Origin of the sequence: Thioalkalivibrio sp. ALE12, from assembly GCF_000381105.1 — a bacterium.
Classification (GTDB): Bacteria; Pseudomonadota; Gammaproteobacteria; order Ectothiorhodospirales; family Ectothiorhodospiraceae; genus Thioalkalivibrio.
In genome coordinates, this window is the sequence record NZ_KB905907.1 from 37,205 (window position 1) to 57,594 (window position 20,390).

Genomic DNA, 20,390 nt, shown 5'->3' on the forward strand with positions numbered 1-20,390 from the left:
GGGGTTACAGGTCGCTGACCGCCACTTCCGCGCGTACCAGCCACGCATCGTTGAGGATCACCGCAGCCTGATAGGCCTTCCAGCCCACGAAGCCGCGCTGACCCAGCGGGTCGCTCTTGTCGCGCGAGGACGGGTTCACCACGGACGGCGAGACCGCACCCTTGCCCTTCAGCGGCACGATGCCGAACGAGTCGCGGGCGATGTACAGGATCGGGTAGACGTCCGCCTGCCCCGGGCTGCCGCCGCTGGCGCTCAGTACGCCGTTGGTGGTCGGGTCACCGCCTGCGTCTTCCCACGGCTCGAAGATCGTGCTCGCGACGTAGCGCACATCCTCGACCTTGCCGATCTCCGACTCATACGGGGTCATCGACCCGTACTCCTCAGTCGGCACGAAGCCATCCATGTTGCGGATGTCGGATTCCAGGTCCGGATGCACCAGGCCGATGTACGACGGCGCGACGTTCTGCGTGCCGTAGGACGGGGTGGAGCGCACGACGCTGGTGATCTTCCGACCGTTCTGCCGCTTCAGCGAGCGCGTGATCTTGCGCTGCAGGTTGCGGGAAACGGGGGAAGCCACGTCGGCCCGGGCGCTGCCGTCCGAGTAGAAGACGTTGGTGCCGGCCTTGATCACGTTGAACCGCACGGTCTCCAGCATCTGGGCCTGCTGCTCACCCAGGATCTCCACCGACTCGTTCAGGACCGGATCCTCGTGGGTATCCTCGATCACGTCCGAGATCTGGATCAGATCACCGTACTGCTGCAGCTGGGCGGACACGTCGGTCTTGGTCAGCTTCTTGGCGGACGGGGTGACGCCCTCGGTGAGCGGTGCCGGCGTGTTGTCCAGCGCCTCGTACCGACGGAACTTGACCGTATCGGTCTTGTTCTTCGGCAGCGGCTTGGACTGGCCGAACTTCTCGAGGACGAGGTACGGCATACCCCGCTTCAGCATTTCCTTTGCCGCATAGGCGGCGGTACGGGGGGAAATGTCCCCGTATTCAGTCAGTGCCATGGTTGGCCTCCTGTGTCAGATCAGAATTGGTCCCAGGCGGCGTCGAAGTCGTCGGCTGCCGCACGCTTCTGCGGCGGGCCTCCGCTTCGGCTCCGCACAGCACGAGCCTTGGCGGCTCGCGGATTGGCGGGTCGATCATCGCCGGACGGCTGCTCGGGCGGGTTTTCCGCCTTGTAGCGGTTCAACAGCTCGATCACCTCATCGGTTGATCCCTGCTCGTAGACCTGTCGCATGGAGGTCGCCAGGAACGACGGCTGCGCGTCGATCCACTCCTCGATCGCACCGGATTGCACGAGATCCATGGCGTCGCTGTGCGCCTCCTGGACCTGGCGTGCGTGCTGCTCCTGCGCCACCTGCTGCTGGGCTTCCTCCAGCGGGGTCAGACGTTGGGACAGAGCCGATACCTGCGACTGCGCTCGCTCGTCCGCGATCTTCCTCGCTCGCTTCTCGATGAAGTCCGCCATTTCGTCGCCGAACTCATCCCGGAAACGCTGGAGGTCTTCATCGTCGGGGCCATCGGTGTCCGCATTGGGGCCGTCGGCCGTTCCCGGCTGGTTCCGCTGGGTATCCGGGTTATCCGGGCCACCACCAGCCGGCGCCTGCGTTTGCAGACGCTGTTTCAGTTGCTCGTTTTCCTCGGCCAGGCGCTGGCGTTCCCGTGCTTCACGGGACAGCCGGCCCTCCCAGGACTTCATCTTGTGCTCGTTCTCCTGGAGCTTTTTCCGCAGGGCCTCGATGTCGTCGTCGGACGCCTCGCCCTGCGGCTCCCCTTCTTTGGCGTCCGCTTCGCCCTCGGCCGCTTCCGCGTCCTGCTCGGGCTCCTCGCCTTCACCGTCGTGGTCGGTTTCCGGTTCGTCCGGGCCGTCGCTGGTTTCGGCTTCGCCCTCATCGGGCTCGTCGTGTTCGCCAGCTTCGGCTGCCTCGGTGTCCAGCTCGTCGCTGTCCCAGGCAGTATCGAAGTCGTCTTGAGGGGTCACTGCGCACCTCCATCGGTGTCGATTGCTTTGCGTAGGCTGCGCAGGCGCTGTGCGGCGCCCTGCAGTTCTCGTGTCTCGTCCGGATGGGCCGTAACGAGGCGGTCTTTGATCTGCTCGATCTCGTCGTCGAGGATTACCCGCACGGCATCCGCGGCGCGCTCAAAGCGGCGCAGTTCGGCTTCGGCCTGCGGTCGGTTCATCAGTAGCCCCCGGCGGTTTCAGGCGGCATCGGCTGCCCCATGCTCGGGCCCATACCCTGCGGCCCCGGGCCGGTCATCGGGCCCTGCGTGGGCATGGGCCCTTGCGACGGAATCGGCTGCATGGCGCCGGGCGGGGCCTGCATCAGCTCCTGGCGCAGCTTCTCGATCTCCAGGCGCAGCTTCTCGGTCTCGGCGGCCGTCTTCTCGGTGTCCGCCTGCGTCTCCTGGATGTCGGCCTGCGCCTTGGCCTCGTCGATCTGGGCCTGCATCTGGTCCATCTGCTGTTTGATCAGCTCGGGGTTGTTCTCCTGCTGGGCCTGCATAGCCTGCTGGTGCTCCTCCTCGGATAGCATCAGGCTCTCGTCCAGGTCCTGGACCTCCATGCGCCGGCGCAGCAGTTCTTCCCAGCGGATCCACGACTCGAACGGCGTTCCCATGGACTGCGCGGCGAACCGATCCAGTGCCTCGGCCCGGATCTCTTTCGCCACCAGGCTTGAGGAGCCGCGCGCCTTGATCTCGTAGTCGCCCTTGATCGCCGGGTCGTCGCTGTAGGCCATGTTCCAGGCGTACAGCGCGCCGATGAACGGCTTGGTGATGCCGTTATCGAAGTTGCGTACCAGCTTCTTCAGGTCGATGTTGGCCGCGCCCATCAGCATCGAAAGGCCGGACGCCGTGCCTTGCGCCCCGCCGCTGGTGGTCGGGGCGCCTTCCATATAGCTCGGGACCGTGTGTTCGTGTGCCCAGCGCTCGGAGACCTGGATCAGGTTCATGTACTCGCTCATATGCGAGTTGACGCTGAGCGGGCGCATGGCGGGGTACTGCGCCTCCTGGCCGGTGCCCTGGCGCAGGAACACGCGGCGCGGCCAGATCTTGGTCGGATCTTCGCCCGGGGCCATCAGGCTCATGTTGGCCTCGAACATTGGCCCGCTGGCCACCGCGGCGTTATCGAGCATCGCCCGGGTGCTGGCGTTCATCATGGCCTGGTCGTGGCGCAGCATCGCCGGGACGCCCTCGGCGAAGATGCTGGTGCGATCCTTGTACATGCTGAACGCGTGGTACGGATGCGGGCGCTGACCCTCCATCGGCTCGACCGCGACCTTGATGATCAGCGGGCCCAGCAGCCAGAGATTGACCCAGACTTCCTCGAGACCCTGCACCTCGTCCTCGGTCTCCGGCGAGGCCTGCAGCAGATCCTCGACCGATACCGGCCCCCAGAACTCCAACAGCTCGTAGCGGCCCTGCTGCTCGCTCACCCCGGAGCGTTCGCCCAGGGTGCGCAGGTCGTAGTCGTGCTCGCGCTCGGTCACGTCGCCGGTGCGCCGGGACTGCACGTACTCGAAGATCGCCTCGGCGTCGAAGTCCTCGCGCTTGGCCAGGTCCAGCAGATCATGGCGCGGCATCACGTGGCGCTGGTAGACGTAGCGCACGTCGTCCCAGTCCCGGGCTGCCATATCCGGGTACACGTCCCAGTTGTCGACGCATTCCAGGTAGGGCTCCAGCTTCACCTCGCCGATGTTGGCCCACTGCCCCGTCTCCGGGTCCGGCTGGTAGCGCGTCTGCACCCGCTCATCGACCAGCGGCCCCTTGAGGATGCCGTCGCCGTAGATGCAGCCGTTCAAGATCACGTCGCCGCCGGCAATGTCGCTGTACTTGGCGTCGCGCAGCTGGTCGTCCATGCGCTCACGCATCGCCTTCGCCCGTTCCTCGGCGATCTCGGTGCGGCGCTGATCCATGTCGAACTCGGGCTGCGGGGGCGGCTCCTCGCCCTGCGCCTGCGCCTGCATGACGGCCTGCTCGTACTGCATGGCCAGCTGCTGCGCTTCCTGCTGCAATGCCATTTCATCGCGCGGGTCCAGCGTCGGCTCGTTGGCCGGCTCCAGCGCCCAGTTCCGTTGCGCGGCGGCCGGGAACAGCATGTCCACCAAGCGCGCATGGATGGTGTTGACCTTCTTGCGCGTCAGCGGCACGTAGACCTGCGACTGGTTTGGGTCCATGCGCTGCAGTTCTTCCCAGCTGTACCGCGCCTTGTACTGCATCAGGTCGGCCAGCCAGCGCTGCTCGGTATCCCGGCGCTGCGGCACCGCCTCGGACTCCCACTGCGCACGCAGCGACTGACCGAGCGCGCTCATGAGATCCTGAATGCGCTGCGGATAGCCGTCTTCTTCGATGTTCTCGTCGTCGGTCATCAGTAGCCTGCGCTGGTCGCGGGTTGCCGCGGGGTTTGCGTAATGCGGTTCACCGTCTCCCGTGTCTGCACGGGTTCGGCGAACGTGTTGGCCAGGGCATCCCCCACGTCGGGGCTTGAGATGCCGCGCTTGGCCATATCCTCTTTGCGCTCCAGCCACATGCGGCCGGAACTGTCGTGTCCGTGTTGGGGGCCCACCAGATCGGTGTGCAGATCGTCTTGATCCGGCAGGGCGACTACGCCCCGGCGCATCCAGTCCGCCATCTCGCCCCAGATCTCGGAGCGCTTGTCGCGGTACTTGTCGTGCTCTCGGGCGCGAGCGCCGTACTGGACCTCGGTGCAGGGAATGTTCAGCTCCCGCAACCGGTCCACCACCGCCGCCCCATAGCCGCCCGTGGCGTCGATAAACACCGCGTCGGGCTGGTGCAGGCCGTACAGCCTGGCCACCCAACCCGCCGTGCTCATCAGGTCCGGGTCACGCTTGGCCACCGCGAAATGCACCTTGCGGCCCTGGCGCAGAGCGACCGCCGATCGGTCCTTGCCCTGCCGGGCCACGTCCACGCCCAGGATCTTCGGGCCCTTCGGCACCACCGACGCCTTGCGCGCCGCCATGACCCGCTCGGGGTCCAGCAGCGGATGCCGCGCCGGCACCTGGAAGGCCTCCGCCGGAAAGGCCGGGTACTCCTGCCGGAACAGCCAGACTTCGCCCTCGAAGTCCTGCTCGATCTTGATCCGGCGCCACGCCATCTGCTGGAGGTCCAACCCGTGGGCCTCCATGTACTCGCCTTCCTCGTCCGTCAGCTCGAAGCCGGGCGGCACCGGCGAACGGTACTCCTCCTGCCAGTACCACGGAATGAAGATCGGCTGGTACTCGCCGACCCCGCGCTCAGCGGCCTGCCAGTACCGGTGGAACAAGTCTCCAACCCCGTTGGCGGTGGACTCCAGGATCGCTTCGGTCCCTTCGCCTTCATCCCCCGACGGGATCGCCTGCATCACCCCGGCCGCGTGCTCCGCCTGGTTCGGCCAGAACGCGACTTCGCTCCCATGGAAATACTGGATCGTCCCCGAGCGGCCGGTCCCCTTCGTCCGGGCCGTGCCAACGGCGTAGCCCGAATCCAGCCGGTCGAAATACAGCTCGGTCGTACTCGCGCGCTGGGCACGCGGCCGCAATGGCGCCGGGCAGCTATCGTGATAGCGCCGCGCCATGGCAAACAGATTCTTGGTGGCGGCCTCCTCGTGCGTGAGGATGAAGGCCTGCCGACCCCAGCCGCCGGTGACGCGCCAGTAGTAGCGCCCCTGCGTGTACGTCGATATGCCCTGCTGCCGACCCTTCAGGACCAGCGCCCGAACCCGGCCCACGTCCTCGATCTGCTCCTCCAGGCGCTTGTGCAGGTACTGCTGCGCGCTGTTGAGTATCAGCGGGCCCTTGCCGCTCTTGCCCCGGATCTCCAGGGCCTTCGAGGCGTACAAGGGAAAGTCGCCGCGCAATCGGCGCAGCGCATCGAGGCTCATTCCTCCAGCAGCTTCTTCAGCTTGTCTTCGTAGTCCTCGCCGCTGCCCTGCTCATCCAGGTTGTAGGCCTGACGCTCCAGGGCCACGAGGCGCTGCATGCTCTGGCTCAGGTCGCGAATCGTCCCGGCCCGTCCCGGCAGGCTTACCGCGCGGCGCACGGCATTGGCGGCCCGCGCATCCATGTCCTCGCCCTGGATCCGCTGCTCGGCCAGTTCGCTCAGCAGTTCGTGGTGCTGGCACTCCGCCTTGAGCTCGCTCAGCATCATCTCGACGATCTCGCGCCCATCGCGGATGTCGCGCCGGTGCGTCTGGATCACCTCGGACCCGCGCTTGGCGGCTTCCTCGATGATCTCCTCGTCACTTGCGTTGGTACTGCGTAGCGAATCGCGTAGGGCTTGGCTCTTGGCCTGGCGGCGAACCTCGTCGCTCAGATCCCGCTTCCACCCGTGGCGCTTGGCTCGCTGCCGGATCGCCCCATCGGTCACGCCATGCTTCTTGCCGATCTCACGGATCGACAGCTGGCCCGCCTTGTACTCCCGGGCAATCGCTTCCCAGTCGTATTGCTTGCGCTCAGCCATGGTTCCCCCCTACCAGGGACTCCACCACCGCCTTGAACAGCTTGTCCTTGCCCTTCTGCACCGCCGATAGCTGGTCATACGGCACCATGCACGGGTGTGTCTTGGCCTCGGGGTCCTTCTCCTCCCCGTACACCCACCCGTCCCGCACCTTGTGCCGCATCCACTCCTCGTGGGATTCCTCCGGGGTCAGGCCGCGCTCCAGGTGAGCAATCACGCCAGCGACCGCAGACTTCTTCTGCCAATCCGGGGCGTCCTCCCATTCCGGCTGCGAATGATCACCCAGCGCCGCGCAGTACGCGCGGTTCACTTCATGCGCTACGCGCGCCACCGCCGGAACGACGTTTCCGTAATCCGCGGCTTCCATCACTCGGCCTTCTGCAGTCCGTTGCGCGCCCAGGCCAGCACAAAGCCCAGATACGCCCACACCTCATCCCGCGCTTCCTCCAGCGCCAGATCGGTGCCGATCTCCTCGCTGTAGTTCGCGGCCTCGACGCAGGCTGAATCCGCGACGATCGAGAATCCGTTTCGCAGCTGGAGGCGAACCACCGTATGGTTGCCCATGCGCTGCGCGTCCATCCCCGCGTCCATTTCCTCCACCGCGGCTTCGTCCACCCGGGTCGGGTCTTCACCGATCTCCAGGTAGGCGGACTCGAACACCTCCTGCGGGCTCCACGACTCATAGCCGTTCGGGTAGACCACGCGGTAACCGGCCTGGCCGTCACGCTCCTGCGGCTCGGCTTGTACCTGCTTCACGCCAATGAAATTCTGCATGTCGTTCTCCGAGTATCCCCGTCGCCGGGGGCTCCAACGAAAAAAGCCCCGGGCGAATGCCTCGGGGCTTGTGGGCCCAGAACGAGAAAAGCCCCGGGGCGCATGGCCTACGGGGCTTTCCGACAGTTCGGGTAGTTTGGGACTTTGTACCAGTCCGTGAGGGTAGCGTCAAGCCATGCCGATCACACCGGCACTCCCTTCCCTCTCAGCAGTTCCATGAACTCGCTCTCGCCGCGCTTCACCCAGTCGTCCACCACTTCCTCGGCTGCCTTGATCAGGGCCGCCGGCCCGGGGTTGTCGATGGTGCTGCGGTCCACGGCCAGCTCCCGAGCATACGCGGCCTTCGGGGCCTTGCGCCATCCGTGGCCGGTCTGCCTGGCCCGCATGACCGCCACGCTGGCGATCGCCTCCAGGTCGGCCCGTGCCCGTTTGCGCGCGGCCAGGTGCTTCGCCAGGTAGTCGACCACGAACTCGACCAGGGTATCCAGCCCACCGCTCGCCTCCTGCCCGTAGATCGCCCGATAGGCCTCGCGCCCCCGGTGATCGGTCACCTCGGTCAGCGTGACCATGATCGTGCTGGCGCAGTCCTGGATCTCGTCCCAGCTGACGCCGCTGTGCCCGCCGACCATCTGCGCGTAGAAGCCTCGGCACTTCACCCGGGCCAGCTGCTCCTCGGCCCACTGCAGGGCATGCTCCCCGCTCTTGAATTGCAGTTCGCCATACTGGCACTCGTCTTGCTCTGCCGCCATCGCCATCATCCCCGTTCGCTCCGCAGGTAGTCGCATATCTCGCTGTGTGTGGCCCCGTTCCCGGCCGCTGCCTCGGACCATGCGGCGTTCAGCCGCTTGCGCATGTCGTCGGCGTACTGCCGGTCCTGCACCATCAGCCAGGTCTTGATCGCCATCGGATCCATCGTCGCGATCATCCCGGCCGCCTGGCGGTCTCGGTCTTCATTCATCTGCCCGCCCAAGTGTGATGCCATATCGCCCGATCAGGAGCGCATCCGCCAGCGCCTGCCCCTTTCCTTTTGCATCCAGATCACGCAGTGCCGGGTACAGCTGAACCGCGCGAGACCGGGCCGCGTCCTTGTCGTTGCCGATCAATCCTGCGTGCTTCTTCCACCGCTGCGGAGTGACCAGCGTCAACGGGACGCCGGCGCCGGTGATCACGCCCTCGACCAGTCCGGCGCTGTGCCCGAAGCTGAACGTGCTGGCCACGCCCTGTTTCGGCATCGACTGCACCTGCTCAATGAAGGCGTGCCCAACGTCTGGAAGCCATTGCTCGAGCCACCCGTACACCGCCGCACCGTTCACTCGGTTGCGCTTGCCGACCTTGATCGTGGGCATGGCCAGGTGGTCGACGTACTCACCGCCGCCCGCGAGGAGCGCGAGGCAACCGGACACGCCTGGATCGACGGACAGAAACAGCGCTGTTTCAGAACTCATCGCCTGCCTCCATCCGCCGGGATTCTCCGGAGTGCCGGATCAGCCCCATGCGCACCAGCCTTCCCCGTGTCTCCTGGCTGCCCCGAATCCATGACAGCAGCACGTCTGCCAGGTCCAGGTGCTCCGTCCCGGCCCGGCCGTCGATCACGTCATGGCATGCAGCGCACGCGAACGCCCCGTCGATGTCGCTGCCCTTGAGTGCCAGACCGCCATTGCTCACGGGTGGATGCGCCAGGACCACGGTTGCGGGGTCTGCGTTGCACACACCCGGAAGGCGCACCGTGCAGTGCTGCCCTCGTGCGGCCTCTCGGATCTTGCTCATGCCACCGCCCTCGTTTTTCCGCCCAGGTTCGGGTCGGTCAGGAACACGCCCTGCTCGCTCAGGTGCTGGTAAACCCGGTCCAGGTACTCGCGCTTCTCTGGAACTTTCATCAGGCGGGTCACCGGGAAATCCACCGGCTCCCGCATCAGGGCCAGCTTCTGCTCGTAGGGAAGCGGCTTCACCAACTCGTCGTACTGCGCCCGGAAGTCGTCGTGGTTCTCGCGCAGGATCGGCACCCCGACTCGTAGCTTCAGGTAGGCGCGGACCTCCTCCGGCTCGTCGCCCAGCTGCTCGGCGGCCTCGGCGATCCACAAGCGCTGCAACTTGTTCTGCTCCACCGTGCGGTCAGCGCCCTTCCGGATCGAGACCGTAAACGGCAGTTCCATGGCCAGCAGGGCGCGGATAAGCTTCTGGCGATCGGCCTCGTTGCGGATCACATGGCTGCTCATGCGGGCCTCCGGTCACGTAGGCCTCTGCGGGCCAGCACCTTGTACGGATCGCGCGAGAAGCGAAGTCGAGTGCGAATCGCCGCCACGGACGCGCCGGTCAGTCTCGAAATCTGCTGCGCCGTCCATTCGCTGCCGTCGGTCAGGCGGTAGGCCTTCATGCGCCCACCCCATCGAGATCCGGCGACCCTGGAAGCTGCAACCGGTGCGTCGTGCGCCACGCTTGCCCCCAACGTTTCTTGGCGGCCTCCCGGCCCTCGAGGATTCGCTCCGCCTCCATCCCCCACCGGTCGATTCGGTTCCGCATGCCGTCTTCCGTGAGCCCCGGAACCATCGCCGTCAGCTCCGGGATCGTGCCCCGGGTGCCGTCGTCCAGCTCGTACACCTTGCGACCGCTTGCCGGGTTCCAGCCCCGGCGCGGGGCCAGTACGACCTCCGGCTCCCGGGACTTGCGCAGGCGCTCCGCCGCCGACTTGCGGGAAATCCCCATCTCCTCGGCGACCTCGCTCGCGGTAATGCGCCGGCCGCCGACCAGGCGATAAACCCGTTCCTGGATCATGCCGCCACCTCCTGCGGGTTCGGCCGCCAGCGGCACCCCTCGCAGCCCGGGTCGCTCTCCGGGTGGCCGCCATGCACGCATTGCGCCTCCGCGCTCCAGGCCGTGGTGTGATACCGCTGCCTCAGACGGCCATCGTCGGTGTAGCCGTTGTTCACGAGCGACACGCTCACGCCATCGCGCGGCGCATGGTTGTGGCAGCTGTTCATGCCAGCCCCCGCTTGCGGTCCCGCTCGTACCGCTGCTGGCAATCAATGCAGCGCCCCCGGCCCACTCGTGCCCGGGCGGTGTTCTCCGCCTCGCATTCGGCGCAGTAGCCCACGCCGTCGTGCCAGACCGGATCGGGCTGATCGTCCCGCCGCGCCTCGGTAATGGCCCGCTCTTTCCGGGCCTCCTCGTCGCGCTCTGCCTGCTCCATGTATCGCTCGTCGAAGGGCATCAGGTTTCCTCCTCGACGATGAAGGCGAGGCAGCACATCGCATGCGCCAGGTGGTGCATGAGCGTCTCCTCGTCGGTCTCGCGGCCTTCGCGGTACGCGTTGATATGCCGCAGGGCCGCAGCCAGATACCGAGCGCGCCGGTTCTCGACGAGGCGCCAGTTGTCCTCGCCGTACTTCTGCGCGCCGTAGGTCAGCACTTCGGCCATCGCCCACTCGGCGCGCGGCGGGATCAGGTCCATGCGGGGCTTTTCGTGGTCGTACTTTCGGCCCACCACATCGCCCTGCTCTGCCGCATGCCCGACGCAGGGGCTCGTATGTCCCGGCCAGTCGTCGCCCATGTCGTCTCGCTTCTCGCTCATCCCTTTCTCCCCTCGTACCGCGCAATCCGGCGGCGCAGTTCCTCGTTTTCTTCGTTCAGCTCCTTGACCATCAGGCGCTGGATCTCGGCCAGGTCGCGCAGCTCGTCCACCCGGTCGCCCAGGCTCATTGCCAGCTCTTGCCATTCAGTGATCGTTCCCCGCTGCCGGTCGACCCGGCCGCGCAGGCTCAGCTTTGTGTGTGCGGCGCCCATCAGCCGAACCTCCCTTCCATGCCTTCGTACCCGGTCACCACTTCGCGGAAACGGTTGTACTGGCCCTGGAAGTTCAGTCGGCAAGTGCCGGTCTCTCCCTGGCGGTTCTTGGCGACGATCACCTGTGCCTCGGGCCCCTCGTCCTCGTGCCCCGGGTAGGCCGCCGGTCGGTACAGGAACACGATCTTGTCGGCGTCCTGCTCGATGGATCCGGAGTCGCGCAGGTCGCTCATCTGCGGGATCGGGGTCGGGCGTTTGTCCACGGCCCGGTTTAGCTGCGACAGCGCAATCACCGGCACGTCCAGCTCTTTCGCGAGCGCCTTGAGCTGCCCGCTGATCTCGGTGACCTGCTCGTACAGCGAGCGGCCGTCCGCGCGCAGCAGCCCGAGATAGTCGACGATGATCATCTGCACCGGCTGCTGTTGGTGAGCGACCCGGGCCCGGGCGCGCAGCTGCTGTACATGCAGGGCGCCGGTGTCGTCGATCCGCATCGGCTTGTCGTGGACCGCATGGATCGCCTGGCTCACCTTCGCCCACTCGACCTCGCCCATCTGCTGCGGCTTCTTGAGCGCGGCCATGTCCAGCGCCGAAATGCTGGACGCCATGCGGTTGACCAGCTCCTTGCGCGGCATTTCCAGCGAGAACACCAGCACCGAGCGGTCGTCCCGGAGCATGGCGTTCTCGGCAATGTTCATCGCCAGGGTCGTCTTGCCCATACCCGGCCTTCCGGCCACCACGACCAGCTCGCCGCCTTCCATCGCGCCCATCGTCTGGTCCAGGCTCGGGAACCCCGTCGGGATCCCCATGCGGTCGCCGTGGTCCTCGACCCGCTCCTCCAGCTCCTCCAGCCATTCGCGCATCGCCTCGGTGATCGTCACCGGGCCCGACGTCTGCTGGCCGGCCGCCAGGCGGAGCATCCGCCCCTGCGAATCGCTGATCGCTTCCTCGGACGATTCCGCCGACAGCGCGGCCTGGTAGATCGCATCGGCCTCGGCCATCAGGCGGCGGCGCTGCGCGGTATCGCGGATCTCGGCCAGGTGCTGCTGGTACGACCGGGCCAGCAGGTACGAGCCTCCCAGTAGGTCGCCTGCCGTGGCCAGGGCATCGCCCTCAAGCCGCGACATCAGCAGCGGGCCGTCGATCTCGCCGTTGGCGTCCAGCTGGGCCGCCATCGCCTCGAACAGCTCGCGGTGGTCGATCTGGTACAGATCATCCCGGTCGACCTGCTCCTGCACTGCCCGGAAGTCCAAGCGCCCAACCAGGCACGCCCCCAGGATCTCGCGCTCGCTCTCTGTGGCGTTCGGGATCTTCGGCGCGCTCATGCCTTGCCCCCTTCCAGGGCGCGCAGCTGCACTCGGCTGGACCGCTGCGCCTTGTGCGCCCGCTGGATCAGATCCCAGACCTGATCGCCTTCCATGCCGGCCGTCTGCGAAGCCGGAATGCCGTACCGGCGCAGCAGCTTCGCCCACTCGCCTTTCTGCTCGATCGCCGGACGCGCCGGCAGGGACTCGCCGCGCAGTTCCTCGACATGGCCGATCACGTCCGCCGGCACCGGGGCAAACCGCCCGCGGTGGGCGTCCTGGATATGCGCCTGCAACCCGGCCTGCACCTCGCGAAGCTCGAACGGCTGGAGCGCGGCCCACCACATCGACAGCGCCGCCTCGCTCACCGATTGCCGGTACAGCTCCAGGGTCGCGGTCACCGTGGACGCAAACATCGAACGATCATCGGGGCTCATGCGACACCTCCCTGTTTGGCCGCCCAGCGACGGGCGACATCCGAGTTATCGACGGCGGGTTTCAGGCCGCCGTTGTGGACGGTCATGGTCGGCTTGGCTGGCGGCCGGTATTCCTCACGCCAGTGCTCGTCCGGGCCCAAGAACGTGGCCGCCTGCTTGACGAACTCGGTGCCGACTTTCCCCTGTTGCTCGCAGTACGCCGCGTACCGCATAACCCCGGCCATCATGTCCTCGTGGGTTACGCCCTTTCGGAGTCTGGCGGTGTAGGCCTTAAACGCCTTCTTCTGCGGGTTGTCGCCGCCCCGCTTCGGGTATTGAGCCCAAAGTGCCTCGAACTCTGGCGGGTATTCGGACTCGTTGCGTTTCGCTTCCGGCTGACCCTTCGTGTCGGTCGGTTCGTCAGAACCGTCCAATAGATCTTTTCCCTTGGGTACTGGGTTACTGGGTACTGGGTTACTGGGTAGCATTGCCTTCGCATTGCCTTCGCTATGCGTTCGCATTGCGCCTTCATTTTGCTGGGCGTCTGCCTTTGTAACGTCTTGTTTTTCCTTTCCCCACCGCTTCTGCGCGGACTCCCTGGCCTTCTCGGATTTCTCGTAAATTGCCTCGAGTTCCCGCTTGCATCGGGCGTGTTCGTAGCCTTCATTCGTCAGCGTGAAGAAGTCCTCAAGCACTGCGCACAGAGCGCGCTCCTCGTCCGCAGTGCGAACGCATAGCAAACGCATGAGTCTTTGCATGTCCGAAGGAAGGGGGGATTCGCTCAGGTAGTACAGATCGATCGCCTGTCGGTAGACGCCATGCTCCAGCAGGGACAGGTGCGACGTGTCCTTGCGGTAGTCGCCAATGTGGTGGCGGTAGTGGTTCATTCGCCACCCTCCTCCGGGCGTCCAATGGCGTGGCGGCATTCGTCGAGCTGTCGCTTTATGGCCTCGCCAAGGGCCTTTGAAAACCGATAGGCCATGACCGTGTTGAACTCCAAAAGGATGGCCGGGCCGCACCCCTTGACGGTCACGGTGATCGCCCCGTTTGGAGAAGCCTCAACCTCCGCGACTCGATCGGTATAAAACTCGGAGTTCGCGTAAACGTTTACTGCGATTTGCTTATTTGCCATACTGACCTCGTTCGTTAGTGGCAGCCCCGGCACTTGGCTTCGCCCGCCAGCCGGGGCTTTTTTGTGGGTGCTACCTCAGCGCCGCCTTCACCTTCCGGCACCACGTCAGCGCAGCTCGCTTGCGGCCTGCGTCGGTCTTCGCCTCAGCGATCCGACGTGCCTGGCGCCGGGCGTCCGTCCAGCGGCTCATGCCGGCCACCAGGTCACGCCAAGGCGTCCGGTGGTGATGTCGCGCTGCGACCGGCCCCGCGTCACATACCCCGCGGTCTCCGCTTCCGGGAGACGGCGAGCGATCTGATACCGGTCGAGCCCTAGTCGCTCGGCAATCCCCATGCGGGCCAGCTCCGCACTGGTCAGGCCCGGATGCGCTCGGACCACCTGCACGGTGTCCAGCATCTGCCTGTGTCGCTTGCCGCCGGCCGTGATCGCGTCAGCGGCCGCGTGGCTCGTGTGGGGGTCGGTGCTGCGGGCTGCGGGTGTCTGGATGTCCATGGTTCCTCCTTGCGGGGCTATTCGCGCCCTTCCGGCTCATGGGCTCCTGCGGCAAGCTGCAAGACATGGAAGTGACCGCGGGTGTGTGTTGTCAGCGCCACCCGGCAATACTCGCCAAGGGTGTACCCATGCACTGCTGCCAGGGCCGCCAACTCGGACTTGACCTCCTCGGACACGCGCACCTTGATCTCCTCGGTGGCCTTGCCCTCGGTCGTCCGGTGAATCGACCGGCTGAAACGGGGTTCCATCATGTTCGCGCTCCTTCGTTTCGGGCCGGTGGATCCGACCCGGTTGTGAGATCGGGTCAGGCGGCGTCGTTATGGTCAACGCCCACAAACACGTCGGGGCGCAACTGGCGCGCAGTCACAGCCCCTTCGGTTGCTCGCTCGATTGCCATGCAGCGCTCCGCGGGGACGCGGCTGTCTCTGTGAATCCAGTTCCATACGTGCTGCTGTTTCACGCCGCAGGCCTTGGCAAGGGCGGATTGCCCCCCGGCTTGCTTGGCTGCTTTTAGGACTAGACGATTCATGGCCGACAGTTATACAACCCGAGTTGTGGCGCGTCAACTCCCCGGGTTGTTTGCCGGTTACACAACAAGCGTTGTAGCTTCGTGCGCTATGACACTCGGTGCCCGGTTAAAAGAGGCTCGGATCGCATCGGGCTTGACGCAAACGCAGCTCGCCAAGAACGCCGGTGTGAGCCAGCAGGCGGTTGCAAAGCTGGAGAAAGGTGCCGAGTGGTCGCGCCACACTCACGCTTTGGCTAAAGCGCTCGGCGTCTCAACTGAATGGCTGGATACCGGGGCGGGCCCGAGGGAGCGAACCGAGGATCGAGGCAGAGACCTTGGTTCAGCAGCCCACGACGCCATCCATAGATTCTTGCGAGACTTCGACCCTGAAGAGTCGGCGCACGACCAGCTGGTGCAATTTGTCGAGGGACTGCCTGGTGGCGCATACGTTGCACCTTTCGCGACGGCCTACGACCTGGAAGACGCGCTGGATGAACACTGTCCTGGGTGGCGCGACGGGGAGCGCAGTGTTCGGGCCTCTTCTGTAGCGGAAGCGGACGCGGAGTTCTATGCGATCCCTACCGTTACAAAGGCCCGGCAAATTCCGGTTGTGGACTACGTGGAGGCCGGCGCCCCGAGGGAGATCGTCGACGCCTACGCGAAAGGCGACGGTCACCGAATGGAATGGCTGGATCCGGCATCCGCCGAGTCCTTGGGGCCCTATACGTTCGCTCTGGAGATTCGCGGCCGCAGCATGGAGCCGGAGTTTCGCGAGGGCGAGATCATCATCGTCGACCCGGACGCTTGCGTGCGGCCGGGGGATGTTGTGGTCGCCAGGGTCAACAGCGACACCGAAGCCACGGTGAAGAAATACCGGGACCGGGGCCGCGACGAGCAGGGCCACCCCGTCTATGAGCTGGTGCCGCTCAACCCCGACTACGCCAGCATCACCATCGACTCCAGCAATCCGGGCACGCTGATCGGCCCGGTCGTCCAGCACAAGCGGAACCTCCGATGACCGACGAACCCATGTTCTCCCGCAGCGGGCGCACCCTGCCGCGCGACCTTGGCCCCAACGACCATGTAGCCAAGGTGAACCTGCCCGAGCAGCTGTACTGCGACCTGTCCGCCCTGGCCGCCATTGAGGGCAAAGGGCTGTCCGAGTACCTGCGCGACCGCCTGATGGAGTTCACTTACGGCGAGATGGAGGCCGTGCGCATCCGCACCCAGCGCGCCAGCCGGGGGTAGCCGCCTCTATTGAGGGTGCCTGTACGAGTTCAGGAGCGGTTCCCCATGCTCCTCGACCAAATTCTCGACCGCCTCTACGACCATCGAAAATCGCTCTTCCACGGAGAGGTGATCGAAATCCGGGTTGTCCATCATTCTGGTATCGATATCCACCGCTAGATTCCAGCGAGCCGGGTCGTTCTCCATCCAGTCGCGTAGCGGCGGGTTCGCGTCGATCGCGTCCAGAACCTCCTGATCATCACTCGATGTCGGCTGCGACGTGGCGACCGGGCTGGGAATGGAGTCCTCGTCCACCAGTCGCCACCCCTGCCCGATCATGCAGCTCCGGAAAGCACTTTGCTGCGCACCCGCAGCACCCACCGCAGACGCCTGATTCCATCCCTGGGCGAATCCGCCCGCCATCGCACCACTACCCGGCACCGGCTGAATCTGTGGGTTGGCTGCGCCGGCCTGCCCCGCGATCGCCTGGCACTGCGCTGAATCCCCGTGGAACTGCTGTGAGGACTTACCCGGGTGATGCCATACCTTGCTGGTTGCGCACCCCACCAAAAGCAAGCTGCTAACCCCCGCCGCAAGAACCAAACCTACCCCTGCTCTCATCGCACCGCTCCCTTTCTCACCGTGTCACTCCACAAAATTCCTACGTGAATCCTATCCGAACCTAGATCTTGAGCAACAGGGCGAGAACAGGCCCGATAAAAAAACAACTGGGGTTGTTGACACGAATGGACAACTTGGGTTGTACTATGTCCAACGCAACCGGACGGAGCCGCACCCATGACCGACCTCACCGCTATCGAAACCGCTTTCTGGCTCACCGTCGTGTACAGCGGCCTGTGCTTCGGCTTCGGCGTCCTGGCACTGATCAGCGACACCATCGAAGCCCTGATCCGCCGGGTGCAGTCGTGATGTTCCCCTGCGGAAGTTTCAGGGAAGCCGTGCGCACCCGAGGCGACGGCTGGCGCTGGAGCCACCACGCGCAGGGCGTGAAGTCCTACGACGACCGCGACCAGGCCGCCATGCACGACCGAATCATCACTGACTTGTTCGTCCGCAGCACCGGGCATCCGGCGCATCGCGGGCATGTTTTTGGAGGGCAACCCCAATGACCTACCCCGCCGTACAACCCTGGGACTACGAAATGGAGCCGGACGACCCGGAGCGCGACGAGCTCGAAGCCGTCATGGAAGAAATCGCCAGCGACGACGAGACGTGCTTCCTGGTCCTCAAGGACGCCGACTGGACCGCGCGCATCGAGGACGTGATCCGGGCCGCTGCCGAGAGGCGGATTGCGAATCGGAAGCGGCTGGCCGAGGAAGACAAGGCCGAGCGGAGGGCCACGGCATGAACCCCGTGCAGCCCGAACTACTGCGTCAGAACGACGTGATCCGCATGACCGGCATGAGCCGAACGACCATCTACCGGCTGCGCCGGCGGGGCGAGTTCCCGCCGCCGCGCACGCTGGGAACCACTATCGCCTGGCGTCGCCGAGACGTCGAGGAATGGATCAACCGCTTGCCCGAGGCGAGCGAGTAATGGAGGACGACATGAAGCAGACAACGAAGCGCGTGTACCGCGTGACCGACCGAGACGGAAACACCCGCATGGTGTGGGCCTACAACCGCAGCCAGGCGATCCGTCACGCATCCGAGGCCGACTACAGCGCGAACGTCGCGAGCCAGGCCGAGATCATCCAGATGGTGCGCGAAGGCGTGCCCGAGGAGATCGCCGGCAAGGTCCGCGAGGTTCCCATGACCGAGAACAGCGTCGCCCAGTTCCGCGCAGGAGGTGCGGCATGAGCAACCAGATGCAACAGACCAATGGAGCCCGGCAGCCGTCCGTGCTGCGCGATATGGCCGAGCGTTTCGGCATGGACCCGGCGAAGTTCGAGCAAACCTTGCGGGCCACCGTGTTCCCGGCCGATGCCGGTAACGAGCAGTTTGCGGCGTTCCTGCTGACCGCCAAGAAGTACGGCCTCGACCCGATCACCAAGCAGATCTATGCGTTCCCGGCCAAGGGCGGCGGCATCCAGCCCATCGTGAGCATCGACGGCTGGATGCACATGATCAACAGCCACCCGCAGTTCGACGGGATGGAGTTCGAGGATCAGCTGAGCGACCAGGGCAAGATCCTCGCGATCACCTGCCGCATGTACCGCAAGGACCGCAACCGGCCCGTGGCCGTCACCGAGTACATGGAGGAGTGCAGCCGCCCGACCGACACATGGAAGAAGTGGCCGGCGCGCATGCTTCGGCACAAGGCCGCGATCCAGGCGGCCCGCTACGCCTTTGGCTTCTCCGGTGTCGTGGACCCGGACGAGGCCGACCGCGTGGACGAAGCGGTGACCGGCGCGGCCACGGTTCGCCCGCAGGAACCCGAACGCCCCGCCCTTCCCCAGCTCACCGACGACGAGTTCCAGCAGCAGATGCAGGCATGGGCCGGCGCCATCGAATCCGGCCGCATGGATGCCGAGAAGGTCGTGAGCATGGCCGAGACTCGTTGGCAGCTCACCGACGAGCAGCGCCAGGCGATCCGCCAGGCCGGCAGAACCGACGAACCCGAAGCCATTGACGGCGAATGGCTGCAGGAGAACGAAGGAGAGACCGCATGAAGATCCTCAACATCCAGCAGGGCAGTCAGGAATGGCTGGATGCCCGAGCGAAGTACCGCACCGCCTCCGACGCCCCCGCCATGATGGGCGTCTCGAGCCACACCAGCCGCCAAGAGCTTCTGCGGCAGAAAGCCACCGGCGACACGCAGGAGGTCTCGCCGCAGCTGCAGCGCGTGTTCGACAAGGGCCACGAAGTCGAGGCCAAGGCCCGGCCGATCATCGAGGGCCGCATCGGCGAGACTCTTTTCCCGGTCACCGTGGTGGACGACGACGGCTACCTGCTGGCGTCCCTGGACGGCCTGAACATGGAAGGCACCACGATCTGGGAATGCAAGCAGATGAATGCCGAGAAGGCCGAGGACGTGCGCAACGGCCGAGTTCCCGAGTGCGACTACTGGCAGGTCGTCCAGCAGCTGCACATCACCGGCGCGCAGCGGTGCATCTACACCGTCACCGACGGCACCGACGAAGGAACGATCAGCACCAGCGTCCAGCTGAACCCGGCCGATGCCGAGAAACTGCTGGCCGGCTGGCGCCAGTTCGATGCGGACCTGGCCGAGTACCAGCCTCGCGAGCGCAAGGCCGAAGCCACCGGCAACGGCCCGGGCACCCTGCCCGCTCTGCACATCGAGGTGCGCGGCGAAGTCGCAGCATCCAACGTGGCGGAGTTCCGCGAGCACGCCATGGCCGTGATCCAGGGCATCAACACCGACCTGCAGACCGATCAGGACTTCGCCGATGCCGAGGCGACGGTCAAATGGGCAAAGGACGTCGAAAGCCGCCTGCAGGCCGCCAAGGACCACGCGCTCGCGCAGACCGAGGATCTGGACCAGCTGTTCCGAACCATCGACGAGATCCGCGAGCACACGCGGAAGACGCGCCTCGATCTGGAGAAATCGGTCAAGACGCGCAAGGAAGGCATCCGCGACGAGATCCGCAACGATGCGGTACACGCCATCCGCGCGCACTACGCCTCCCTGAGCCAGGGCCTGGGAATCACGCTTGGCGTGCCGGCGGATGCCGCCCAATCCGTGGCCGACGCCATGAAGGGCAAGAAGACCGTCGACACCCTGCGGGACGCCGCAGAACAGGCCGTGGCCGATGCCAAGCTGGCCGCCAGCGACACGGCCGAGCGCGTGCGCCGGAACCTGCAGCGCCTCGACGAGATCGCCAGCGACTACCCGGCCCTGTTCCCCGATCGCGAACAGCTGGTGATGAAGGCGACCGAGGACATGGAGGCTGCGGCCAAGTCGCGCATCGCGGATCACGTCGAAGCCGAGCGCCAGCGGCAAGAACAGGAGCAGGCGAACCAGCGCAAGGCCAACGCAGAAGCCGCTGCGGAGGTGGGCCGCCTCAATCGCGAGGAGGACCGAGCGGACGAAGCGGCGCAGGGCGGCGAAACCTGGCCCCCGGCGCAAGATCCCGAGCCCGATTCGGACGCGCCCGCCACGCTCAAGATCGGCGACATCACCGCGCGCCTGGGACTGACCATCAACGGCGAATTCATCGAGTCAACCCTGGGCATCCCGGCTGCCGAGAAGAAAGGCCGCGCCGTGCTGTACCGCGAGCGCGACTTTGACGCGATCTGCGACGCCCTGATCCGGCATATCGCATACGTCCGCGATTCGGAGCGCCGCGAGGCGGCATAACCCCCCACGGAGACCGGCCGCA

General features: G+C 65.8%; 34 protein-coding genes. 8 read left to right on the plus strand and 26 right to left on the minus strand.

Annotated features, from left to right (window positions below):
* Nucleotides 1-4 precede the first annotated feature (4 nt).
* From F614_RS0106050 to F614_RS14395, 25 genes are all read right to left on the minus strand, one after another.
* Complete coding sequence (locus F614_RS0106050; protein ID WP_019558484.1) at nucleotides 5-1,009, minus strand: N4-gp56 family major capsid protein; 1,005 nt, start codon at nucleotides 1,007-1,009, stop codon at nucleotides 5-7.
* Nucleotides 1,010-1,029: 20 nt separating this feature from the next.
* Complete coding sequence (locus tag F614_RS0106055) at nucleotides 1,030-1,986, minus strand: hypothetical protein (protein WP_019558485.1); 957 nt, start codon at nucleotides 1,984-1,986, stop codon at nucleotides 1,030-1,032.
* Complete coding sequence (locus F614_RS0106060) at nucleotides 1,983-2,186, minus strand: hypothetical protein (protein ID WP_019558486.1); 204 nt, start codon at nucleotides 2,184-2,186, stop codon at nucleotides 1,983-1,985. Before F614_RS0106060 ends, F614_RS0106055 begins: the two co-directional genes overlap by 4 nt.
* Nucleotides 2,186-4,372 carry a hypothetical protein gene (locus F614_RS0106065; RefSeq protein ID WP_019558487.1) on the minus strand — a complete coding sequence of 729 codons (2,187 nt, stop codon included), beginning with the start codon at nucleotides 4,370-4,372 and terminating at the stop codon, nucleotides 2,186-2,188. The genes F614_RS0106060 and F614_RS0106065 overlap by 1 nt, the downstream gene beginning before the upstream one ends.
* Entirely contained in the window at nucleotides 4,372-5,883 is a 1,512-nt protein-coding gene (locus F614_RS0106070; RefSeq protein WP_019558488.1) for a hypothetical protein, read from the minus strand. Before F614_RS0106070 ends, F614_RS0106065 begins: the two co-directional genes overlap by 1 nt.
* A complete protein-coding gene (locus F614_RS0106075) occupies nucleotides 5,880-6,461 on the minus strand; it encodes a hypothetical protein (protein ID WP_019558489.1) in 582 nt (193 codons plus the stop codon). Before F614_RS0106075 ends, F614_RS0106070 begins: the two co-directional genes overlap by 4 nt.
* Complete coding sequence (locus tag F614_RS0106080) at nucleotides 6,454-6,825, minus strand: RyR domain-containing protein (RefSeq protein WP_019558490.1); 372 nt, start codon at nucleotides 6,823-6,825, stop codon at nucleotides 6,454-6,456. Before F614_RS0106080 ends, F614_RS0106075 begins: the two co-directional genes overlap by 8 nt.
* A complete protein-coding gene (locus F614_RS0106085; RefSeq protein ID WP_019558491.1) occupies nucleotides 6,825-7,232 on the minus strand; it encodes a Gp49 family protein in 408 nt (135 codons plus the stop codon). Before F614_RS0106085 ends, F614_RS0106080 begins: the two co-directional genes overlap by 1 nt.
* 182 nt (nucleotides 7,233-7,414) lie before the next feature.
* Nucleotides 7,415-7,981 carry a hypothetical protein gene (locus tag F614_RS0106090; protein WP_155986829.1) on the minus strand — a complete coding sequence of 189 codons (567 nt, stop codon included), beginning with the start codon at nucleotides 7,979-7,981 and terminating at the stop codon, nucleotides 7,415-7,417.
* A gap of 5 nt (nucleotides 7,982-7,986) precedes the next feature.
* Nucleotides 7,987-8,190: a hypothetical protein gene (locus tag F614_RS0106095; protein ID WP_019558493.1), complete on the minus strand. Its 204-nt coding sequence runs from the start codon at nucleotides 8,188-8,190 to the stop codon at nucleotides 7,987-7,989.
* Nucleotides 8,183-8,677: a hypothetical protein gene (locus tag F614_RS0106100; RefSeq protein ID WP_019558494.1), complete on the minus strand. Its 495-nt coding sequence runs from the start codon at nucleotides 8,675-8,677 to the stop codon at nucleotides 8,183-8,185. Before F614_RS0106100 ends, F614_RS0106095 begins: the two co-directional genes overlap by 8 nt.
* A complete protein-coding gene (locus F614_RS0106105) occupies nucleotides 8,667-8,999 on the minus strand; it encodes a nuclease domain-containing protein (RefSeq protein ID WP_019558495.1) in 333 nt (110 codons plus the stop codon). The genes F614_RS0106100 and F614_RS0106105 overlap by 11 nt, the downstream gene beginning before the upstream one ends.
* Nucleotides 8,996-9,448, minus strand: coding sequence for a hypothetical protein (locus tag F614_RS0106110; protein WP_019558496.1), 453 nt, complete (start codon nucleotides 9,446-9,448; stop codon nucleotides 8,996-8,998). The genes F614_RS0106105 and F614_RS0106110 overlap by 4 nt, the downstream gene beginning before the upstream one ends.
* 154 nt (nucleotides 9,449-9,602) lie before the next feature.
* Nucleotides 9,603-10,004 carry a helix-turn-helix domain-containing protein gene (locus F614_RS14800; RefSeq protein ID WP_019558497.1) on the minus strand — a complete coding sequence of 134 codons (402 nt, stop codon included), beginning with the start codon at nucleotides 10,002-10,004 and terminating at the stop codon, nucleotides 9,603-9,605.
* Nucleotides 10,001-10,210 carry a hypothetical protein gene (locus tag F614_RS14805; protein ID WP_019558498.1) on the minus strand — a complete coding sequence of 70 codons (210 nt, stop codon included), beginning with the start codon at nucleotides 10,208-10,210 and terminating at the stop codon, nucleotides 10,001-10,003. Before F614_RS14805 ends, F614_RS14800 begins: the two co-directional genes overlap by 4 nt.
* Nucleotides 10,207-10,419 (minus strand): hypothetical protein, encoded by a 213-nt coding sequence (locus F614_RS13900; RefSeq protein WP_155986830.1) that lies wholly within the window; start codon nucleotides 10,417-10,419, stop codon nucleotides 10,207-10,209. The genes F614_RS14805 and F614_RS13900 overlap by 4 nt, the downstream gene beginning before the upstream one ends.
* A 20-nt stretch (nucleotides 10,420-10,439) precedes the next feature.
* Nucleotides 10,440-10,799, minus strand: coding sequence for a dATP/dGTP diphosphohydrolase domain-containing protein (locus tag F614_RS0106130; RefSeq protein WP_019558500.1), 360 nt, complete (start codon nucleotides 10,797-10,799; stop codon nucleotides 10,440-10,442).
* A complete protein-coding gene (locus F614_RS0106135) occupies nucleotides 10,796-11,011 on the minus strand; it encodes a hypothetical protein (RefSeq protein ID WP_019558501.1) in 216 nt (71 codons plus the stop codon). The genes F614_RS0106130 and F614_RS0106135 overlap by 4 nt, the downstream gene beginning before the upstream one ends.
* Entirely contained in the window at nucleotides 11,011-12,333 is a 1,323-nt protein-coding gene (locus tag F614_RS0106140) for a replicative DNA helicase (RefSeq protein WP_019558502.1), read from the minus strand. The genes F614_RS0106135 and F614_RS0106140 overlap by 1 nt, the downstream gene beginning before the upstream one ends.
* Nucleotides 12,330-12,749, minus strand: coding sequence for a hypothetical protein (locus F614_RS14075; RefSeq protein WP_019558503.1), 420 nt, complete (start codon nucleotides 12,747-12,749; stop codon nucleotides 12,330-12,332). Before F614_RS14075 ends, F614_RS0106140 begins: the two co-directional genes overlap by 4 nt.
* Nucleotides 12,746-13,615 carry a YdaU family protein gene (locus F614_RS14080; protein ID WP_019558504.1) on the minus strand — a complete coding sequence of 290 codons (870 nt, stop codon included), beginning with the start codon at nucleotides 13,613-13,615 and terminating at the stop codon, nucleotides 12,746-12,748. The genes F614_RS14075 and F614_RS14080 overlap by 4 nt, the downstream gene beginning before the upstream one ends.
* Nucleotides 13,612-13,860, minus strand: a complete 249-nt coding sequence (locus F614_RS0106155; protein ID WP_019558505.1) for a hypothetical protein — start codon at nucleotides 13,858-13,860, stop codon at nucleotides 13,612-13,614. Before F614_RS0106155 ends, F614_RS14080 begins: the two co-directional genes overlap by 4 nt.
* A 186-nt stretch (nucleotides 13,861-14,046) precedes the next feature.
* Nucleotides 14,047-14,352 (minus strand): helix-turn-helix domain-containing protein, encoded by a 306-nt coding sequence (locus tag F614_RS0106160; RefSeq protein WP_019558506.1) that lies wholly within the window; start codon nucleotides 14,350-14,352, stop codon nucleotides 14,047-14,049.
* Between the two features lie 17 nt (nucleotides 14,353-14,369).
* Nucleotides 14,370-14,603 carry a hypothetical protein gene (locus tag F614_RS0106165; protein ID WP_019558507.1) on the minus strand — a complete coding sequence of 78 codons (234 nt, stop codon included), beginning with the start codon at nucleotides 14,601-14,603 and terminating at the stop codon, nucleotides 14,370-14,372.
* 53 nt (nucleotides 14,604-14,656) lie between these two features.
* Nucleotides 14,657-14,881 (minus strand): helix-turn-helix domain-containing protein, encoded by a 225-nt coding sequence (locus F614_RS14395; RefSeq protein WP_019558508.1) that lies wholly within the window; start codon nucleotides 14,879-14,881, stop codon nucleotides 14,657-14,659.
* 88 nt (nucleotides 14,882-14,969) lie between these two features.
* On the opposite strand from F614_RS14395, the gene F614_RS0106170 reads away from it, so the two are divergent.
* Together F614_RS0106170 and F614_RS0106175 are read left to right on the plus strand one after the other, a co-directional pair.
* Nucleotides 14,970-15,878 (plus strand): XRE family transcriptional regulator, encoded by a 909-nt coding sequence (locus tag F614_RS0106170; RefSeq protein WP_026329816.1) that lies wholly within the window; start codon nucleotides 14,970-14,972, stop codon nucleotides 15,876-15,878.
* Complete coding sequence (locus F614_RS0106175; RefSeq protein WP_019558510.1) at nucleotides 15,875-16,108, plus strand: hypothetical protein; 234 nt, start codon at nucleotides 15,875-15,877, stop codon at nucleotides 16,106-16,108. The genes F614_RS0106170 and F614_RS0106175 overlap by 4 nt, the downstream gene beginning before the upstream one ends.
* Nucleotides 16,109-16,114: 6 nt before the next feature.
* On the opposite strand, the gene F614_RS14810 is transcribed toward F614_RS0106175, so the two are convergent.
* Nucleotides 16,115-16,708, minus strand: coding sequence for a hypothetical protein (locus F614_RS14810; RefSeq protein WP_155986831.1), 594 nt, complete (start codon nucleotides 16,706-16,708; stop codon nucleotides 16,115-16,117).
* Between the two features lie 177 nt (nucleotides 16,709-16,885).
* On the opposite strand from F614_RS14810, the gene F614_RS15050 reads away from it, so the two are divergent.
* From F614_RS15050 to F614_RS0106220, 6 genes are all read left to right on the plus strand, one after another.
* Nucleotides 16,886-17,017: a hypothetical protein gene (locus F614_RS15050; RefSeq protein ID WP_019558513.1), complete on the plus strand. Its 132-nt coding sequence runs from the start codon at nucleotides 16,886-16,888 to the stop codon at nucleotides 17,015-17,017.
* Between the two features lie 196 nt (nucleotides 17,018-17,213).
* Nucleotides 17,214-17,456 (plus strand): hypothetical protein, encoded by a 243-nt coding sequence (locus tag F614_RS0106200; RefSeq protein WP_019558515.1) that lies wholly within the window; start codon nucleotides 17,214-17,216, stop codon nucleotides 17,454-17,456.
* Nucleotides 17,453-17,644 carry an AlpA family transcriptional regulator gene (locus tag F614_RS0106205; RefSeq protein ID WP_019558516.1) on the plus strand — a complete coding sequence of 64 codons (192 nt, stop codon included), beginning with the start codon at nucleotides 17,453-17,455 and terminating at the stop codon, nucleotides 17,642-17,644. Before F614_RS0106200 ends, F614_RS0106205 begins: the two co-directional genes overlap by 4 nt.
* A gap of 11 nt (nucleotides 17,645-17,655) precedes the next feature.
* Entirely contained in the window at nucleotides 17,656-17,907 is a 252-nt protein-coding gene (locus F614_RS0106210) for a hypothetical protein (protein ID WP_155986832.1), read from the plus strand.
* Entirely contained in the window at nucleotides 17,904-18,719 is an 816-nt protein-coding gene (gene bet / locus F614_RS13915) for a phage recombination protein Bet (RefSeq protein WP_019558518.1), read from the plus strand. The genes F614_RS0106210 and bet overlap by 4 nt, the downstream gene beginning before the upstream one ends.
* On the plus strand, nucleotides 18,716-20,368 hold the full coding sequence (locus F614_RS0106220; RefSeq protein ID WP_019558519.1) for a lambda-exonuclease family protein: 1,653 nt from the start codon (nucleotides 18,716-18,718) through the stop codon (nucleotides 20,366-20,368). Before bet ends, F614_RS0106220 begins: the two co-directional genes overlap by 4 nt.
* Nucleotides 20,369-20,390: the final 22 nt, after the last annotated feature.

What these genes read in the sequence shown, in the direction of transcription:
- F614_RS0106075 (WP_019558489.1), bottom strand. Translation starts at nt 6,461, where the DNA reads ATGGCTGAGCGCAAGCAATACGACTGGGAAGCGATTGCCCGGGAGTAC.
- F614_RS0106220 (WP_019558519.1), top strand. Translation starts at nt 18,716, where the DNA reads ATGAAGATCCTCAACATCCAGCAGGGCAGTCAGGAATGGCTGGATGCC.
- F614_RS0106135 (WP_019558501.1), bottom strand. Translation starts at nt 11,011, where the DNA reads ATGGGCGCCGCACACACAAAGCTGAGCCTGCGCGGCCGGGTCGACCGG.
- F614_RS14800 (WP_019558497.1), bottom strand. Translation starts at nt 10,004, where the DNA reads ATGATCCAGGAACGGGTTTATCGCCTGGTCGGCGGCCGGCGCATTACC.
- F614_RS13900 (WP_155986830.1), bottom strand. Translation starts at nt 10,419, where the DNA reads ATGGAGCAGGCAGAGCGCGACGAGGAGGCCCGGAAAGAGCGGGCCATT.
- F614_RS0106130 (WP_019558500.1), bottom strand. Translation starts at nt 10,799, where the DNA reads ATGAGCGAGAAGCGAGACGACATGGGCGACGACTGGCCGGGACATACG.
- F614_RS0106060 (WP_019558486.1), bottom strand. Translation starts at nt 2,186, where the DNA reads ATGAACCGACCGCAGGCCGAAGCCGAACTGCGCCGCTTTGAGCGCGCC.
- F614_RS14080 (WP_019558504.1), bottom strand. Translation starts at nt 13,615, where the DNA reads ATGAACCACTACCGCCACCACATTGGCGACTACCGCAAGGACACGTCG.
- F614_RS0106065 (WP_019558487.1), bottom strand. Translation starts at nt 4,372, where the DNA reads ATGACCGACGACGAGAACATCGAAGAAGACGGCTATCCGCAGCGCATT.
- F614_RS0106090 (WP_155986829.1), bottom strand. Translation starts at nt 7,981, where the DNA reads ATGGCGGCAGAGCAAGACGAGTGCCAGTATGGCGAACTGCAATTCAAG.
- F614_RS0106205 (WP_019558516.1), top strand. Translation starts at nt 17,453, where the DNA reads ATGAACCCCGTGCAGCCCGAACTACTGCGTCAGAACGACGTGATCCGC.
- F614_RS0106095 (WP_019558493.1), bottom strand. Translation starts at nt 8,190, where the DNA reads ATGAATGAAGACCGAGACCGCCAGGCGGCCGGGATGATCGCGACGATG.
- F614_RS14075 (WP_019558503.1), bottom strand. Translation starts at nt 12,749, where the DNA reads ATGAGCCCCGATGATCGTTCGATGTTTGCGTCCACGGTGACCGCGACC.
- F614_RS0106165 (WP_019558507.1), bottom strand. Translation starts at nt 14,603, where the DNA reads ATGATGGAACCCCGTTTCAGCCGGTCGATTCACCGGACGACCGAGGGC.
- F614_RS14395 (WP_019558508.1), bottom strand. Translation starts at nt 14,881, where the DNA reads ATGAATCGTCTAGTCCTAAAAGCAGCCAAGCAAGCCGGGGGGCAATCC.
- F614_RS15050 (WP_019558513.1), top strand. Translation starts at nt 16,886, where the DNA reads ATGACCGACCTCACCGCTATCGAAACCGCTTTCTGGCTCACCGTCGTG.
- F614_RS0106170 (WP_026329816.1), top strand. Translation starts at nt 14,970, where the DNA reads ATGACACTCGGTGCCCGGTTAAAAGAGGCTCGGATCGCATCGGGCTTG.
- F614_RS0106110 (WP_019558496.1), bottom strand. Translation starts at nt 9,448, where the DNA reads ATGAGCAGCCATGTGATCCGCAACGAGGCCGATCGCCAGAAGCTTATC.
- F614_RS14810 (WP_155986831.1), bottom strand. Translation starts at nt 16,708, where the DNA reads ATGAGAGCAGGGGTAGGTTTGGTTCTTGCGGCGGGGGTTAGCAGCTTG.
- F614_RS0106050 (WP_019558484.1), bottom strand. Translation starts at nt 1,009, where the DNA reads ATGGCACTGACTGAATACGGGGACATTTCCCCCCGTACCGCCGCCTAT.
- F614_RS0106155 (WP_019558505.1), bottom strand. Translation starts at nt 13,860, where the DNA reads ATGGCAAATAAGCAAATCGCAGTAAACGTTTACGCGAACTCCGAGTTT.
- F614_RS0106080 (WP_019558490.1), bottom strand. Translation starts at nt 6,825, where the DNA reads ATGGAAGCCGCGGATTACGGAAACGTCGTTCCGGCGGTGGCGCGCGTA.
- F614_RS0106105 (WP_019558495.1), bottom strand. Translation starts at nt 8,999, where the DNA reads ATGAGCAAGATCCGAGAGGCCGCACGAGGGCAGCACTGCACGGTGCGC.
- F614_RS0106140 (WP_019558502.1), bottom strand. Translation starts at nt 12,333, where the DNA reads ATGAGCGCGCCGAAGATCCCGAACGCCACAGAGAGCGAGCGCGAGATC.
- F614_RS0106100 (WP_019558494.1), bottom strand. Translation starts at nt 8,677, where the DNA reads ATGAGTTCTGAAACAGCGCTGTTTCTGTCCGTCGATCCAGGCGTGTCC.
- F614_RS0106210 (WP_155986832.1), top strand. Translation starts at nt 17,656, where the DNA reads ATGAAGCAGACAACGAAGCGCGTGTACCGCGTGACCGACCGAGACGGA.
- F614_RS0106085 (WP_019558491.1), bottom strand. Translation starts at nt 7,232, where the DNA reads ATGCAGAATTTCATTGGCGTGAAGCAGGTACAAGCCGAGCCGCAGGAG.
- F614_RS0106200 (WP_019558515.1), top strand. Translation starts at nt 17,214, where the DNA reads ATGACCTACCCCGCCGTACAACCCTGGGACTACGAAATGGAGCCGGAC.
- F614_RS14805 (WP_019558498.1), bottom strand. Translation starts at nt 10,210, where the DNA reads ATGAACAGCTGCCACAACCATGCGCCGCGCGATGGCGTGAGCGTGTCG.
- bet (WP_019558518.1), top strand. Translation starts at nt 17,904, where the DNA reads ATGAGCAACCAGATGCAACAGACCAATGGAGCCCGGCAGCCGTCCGTG.
- F614_RS0106175 (WP_019558510.1), top strand. Translation starts at nt 15,875, where the DNA reads ATGACCGACGAACCCATGTTCTCCCGCAGCGGGCGCACCCTGCCGCGC.
- F614_RS0106070 (WP_019558488.1), bottom strand. Translation starts at nt 5,883, where the DNA reads ATGAGCCTCGATGCGCTGCGCCGATTGCGCGGCGACTTTCCCTTGTAC.
- F614_RS0106160 (WP_019558506.1), bottom strand. Translation starts at nt 14,352, where the DNA reads ATGGACATCCAGACACCCGCAGCCCGCAGCACCGACCCCCACACGAGC.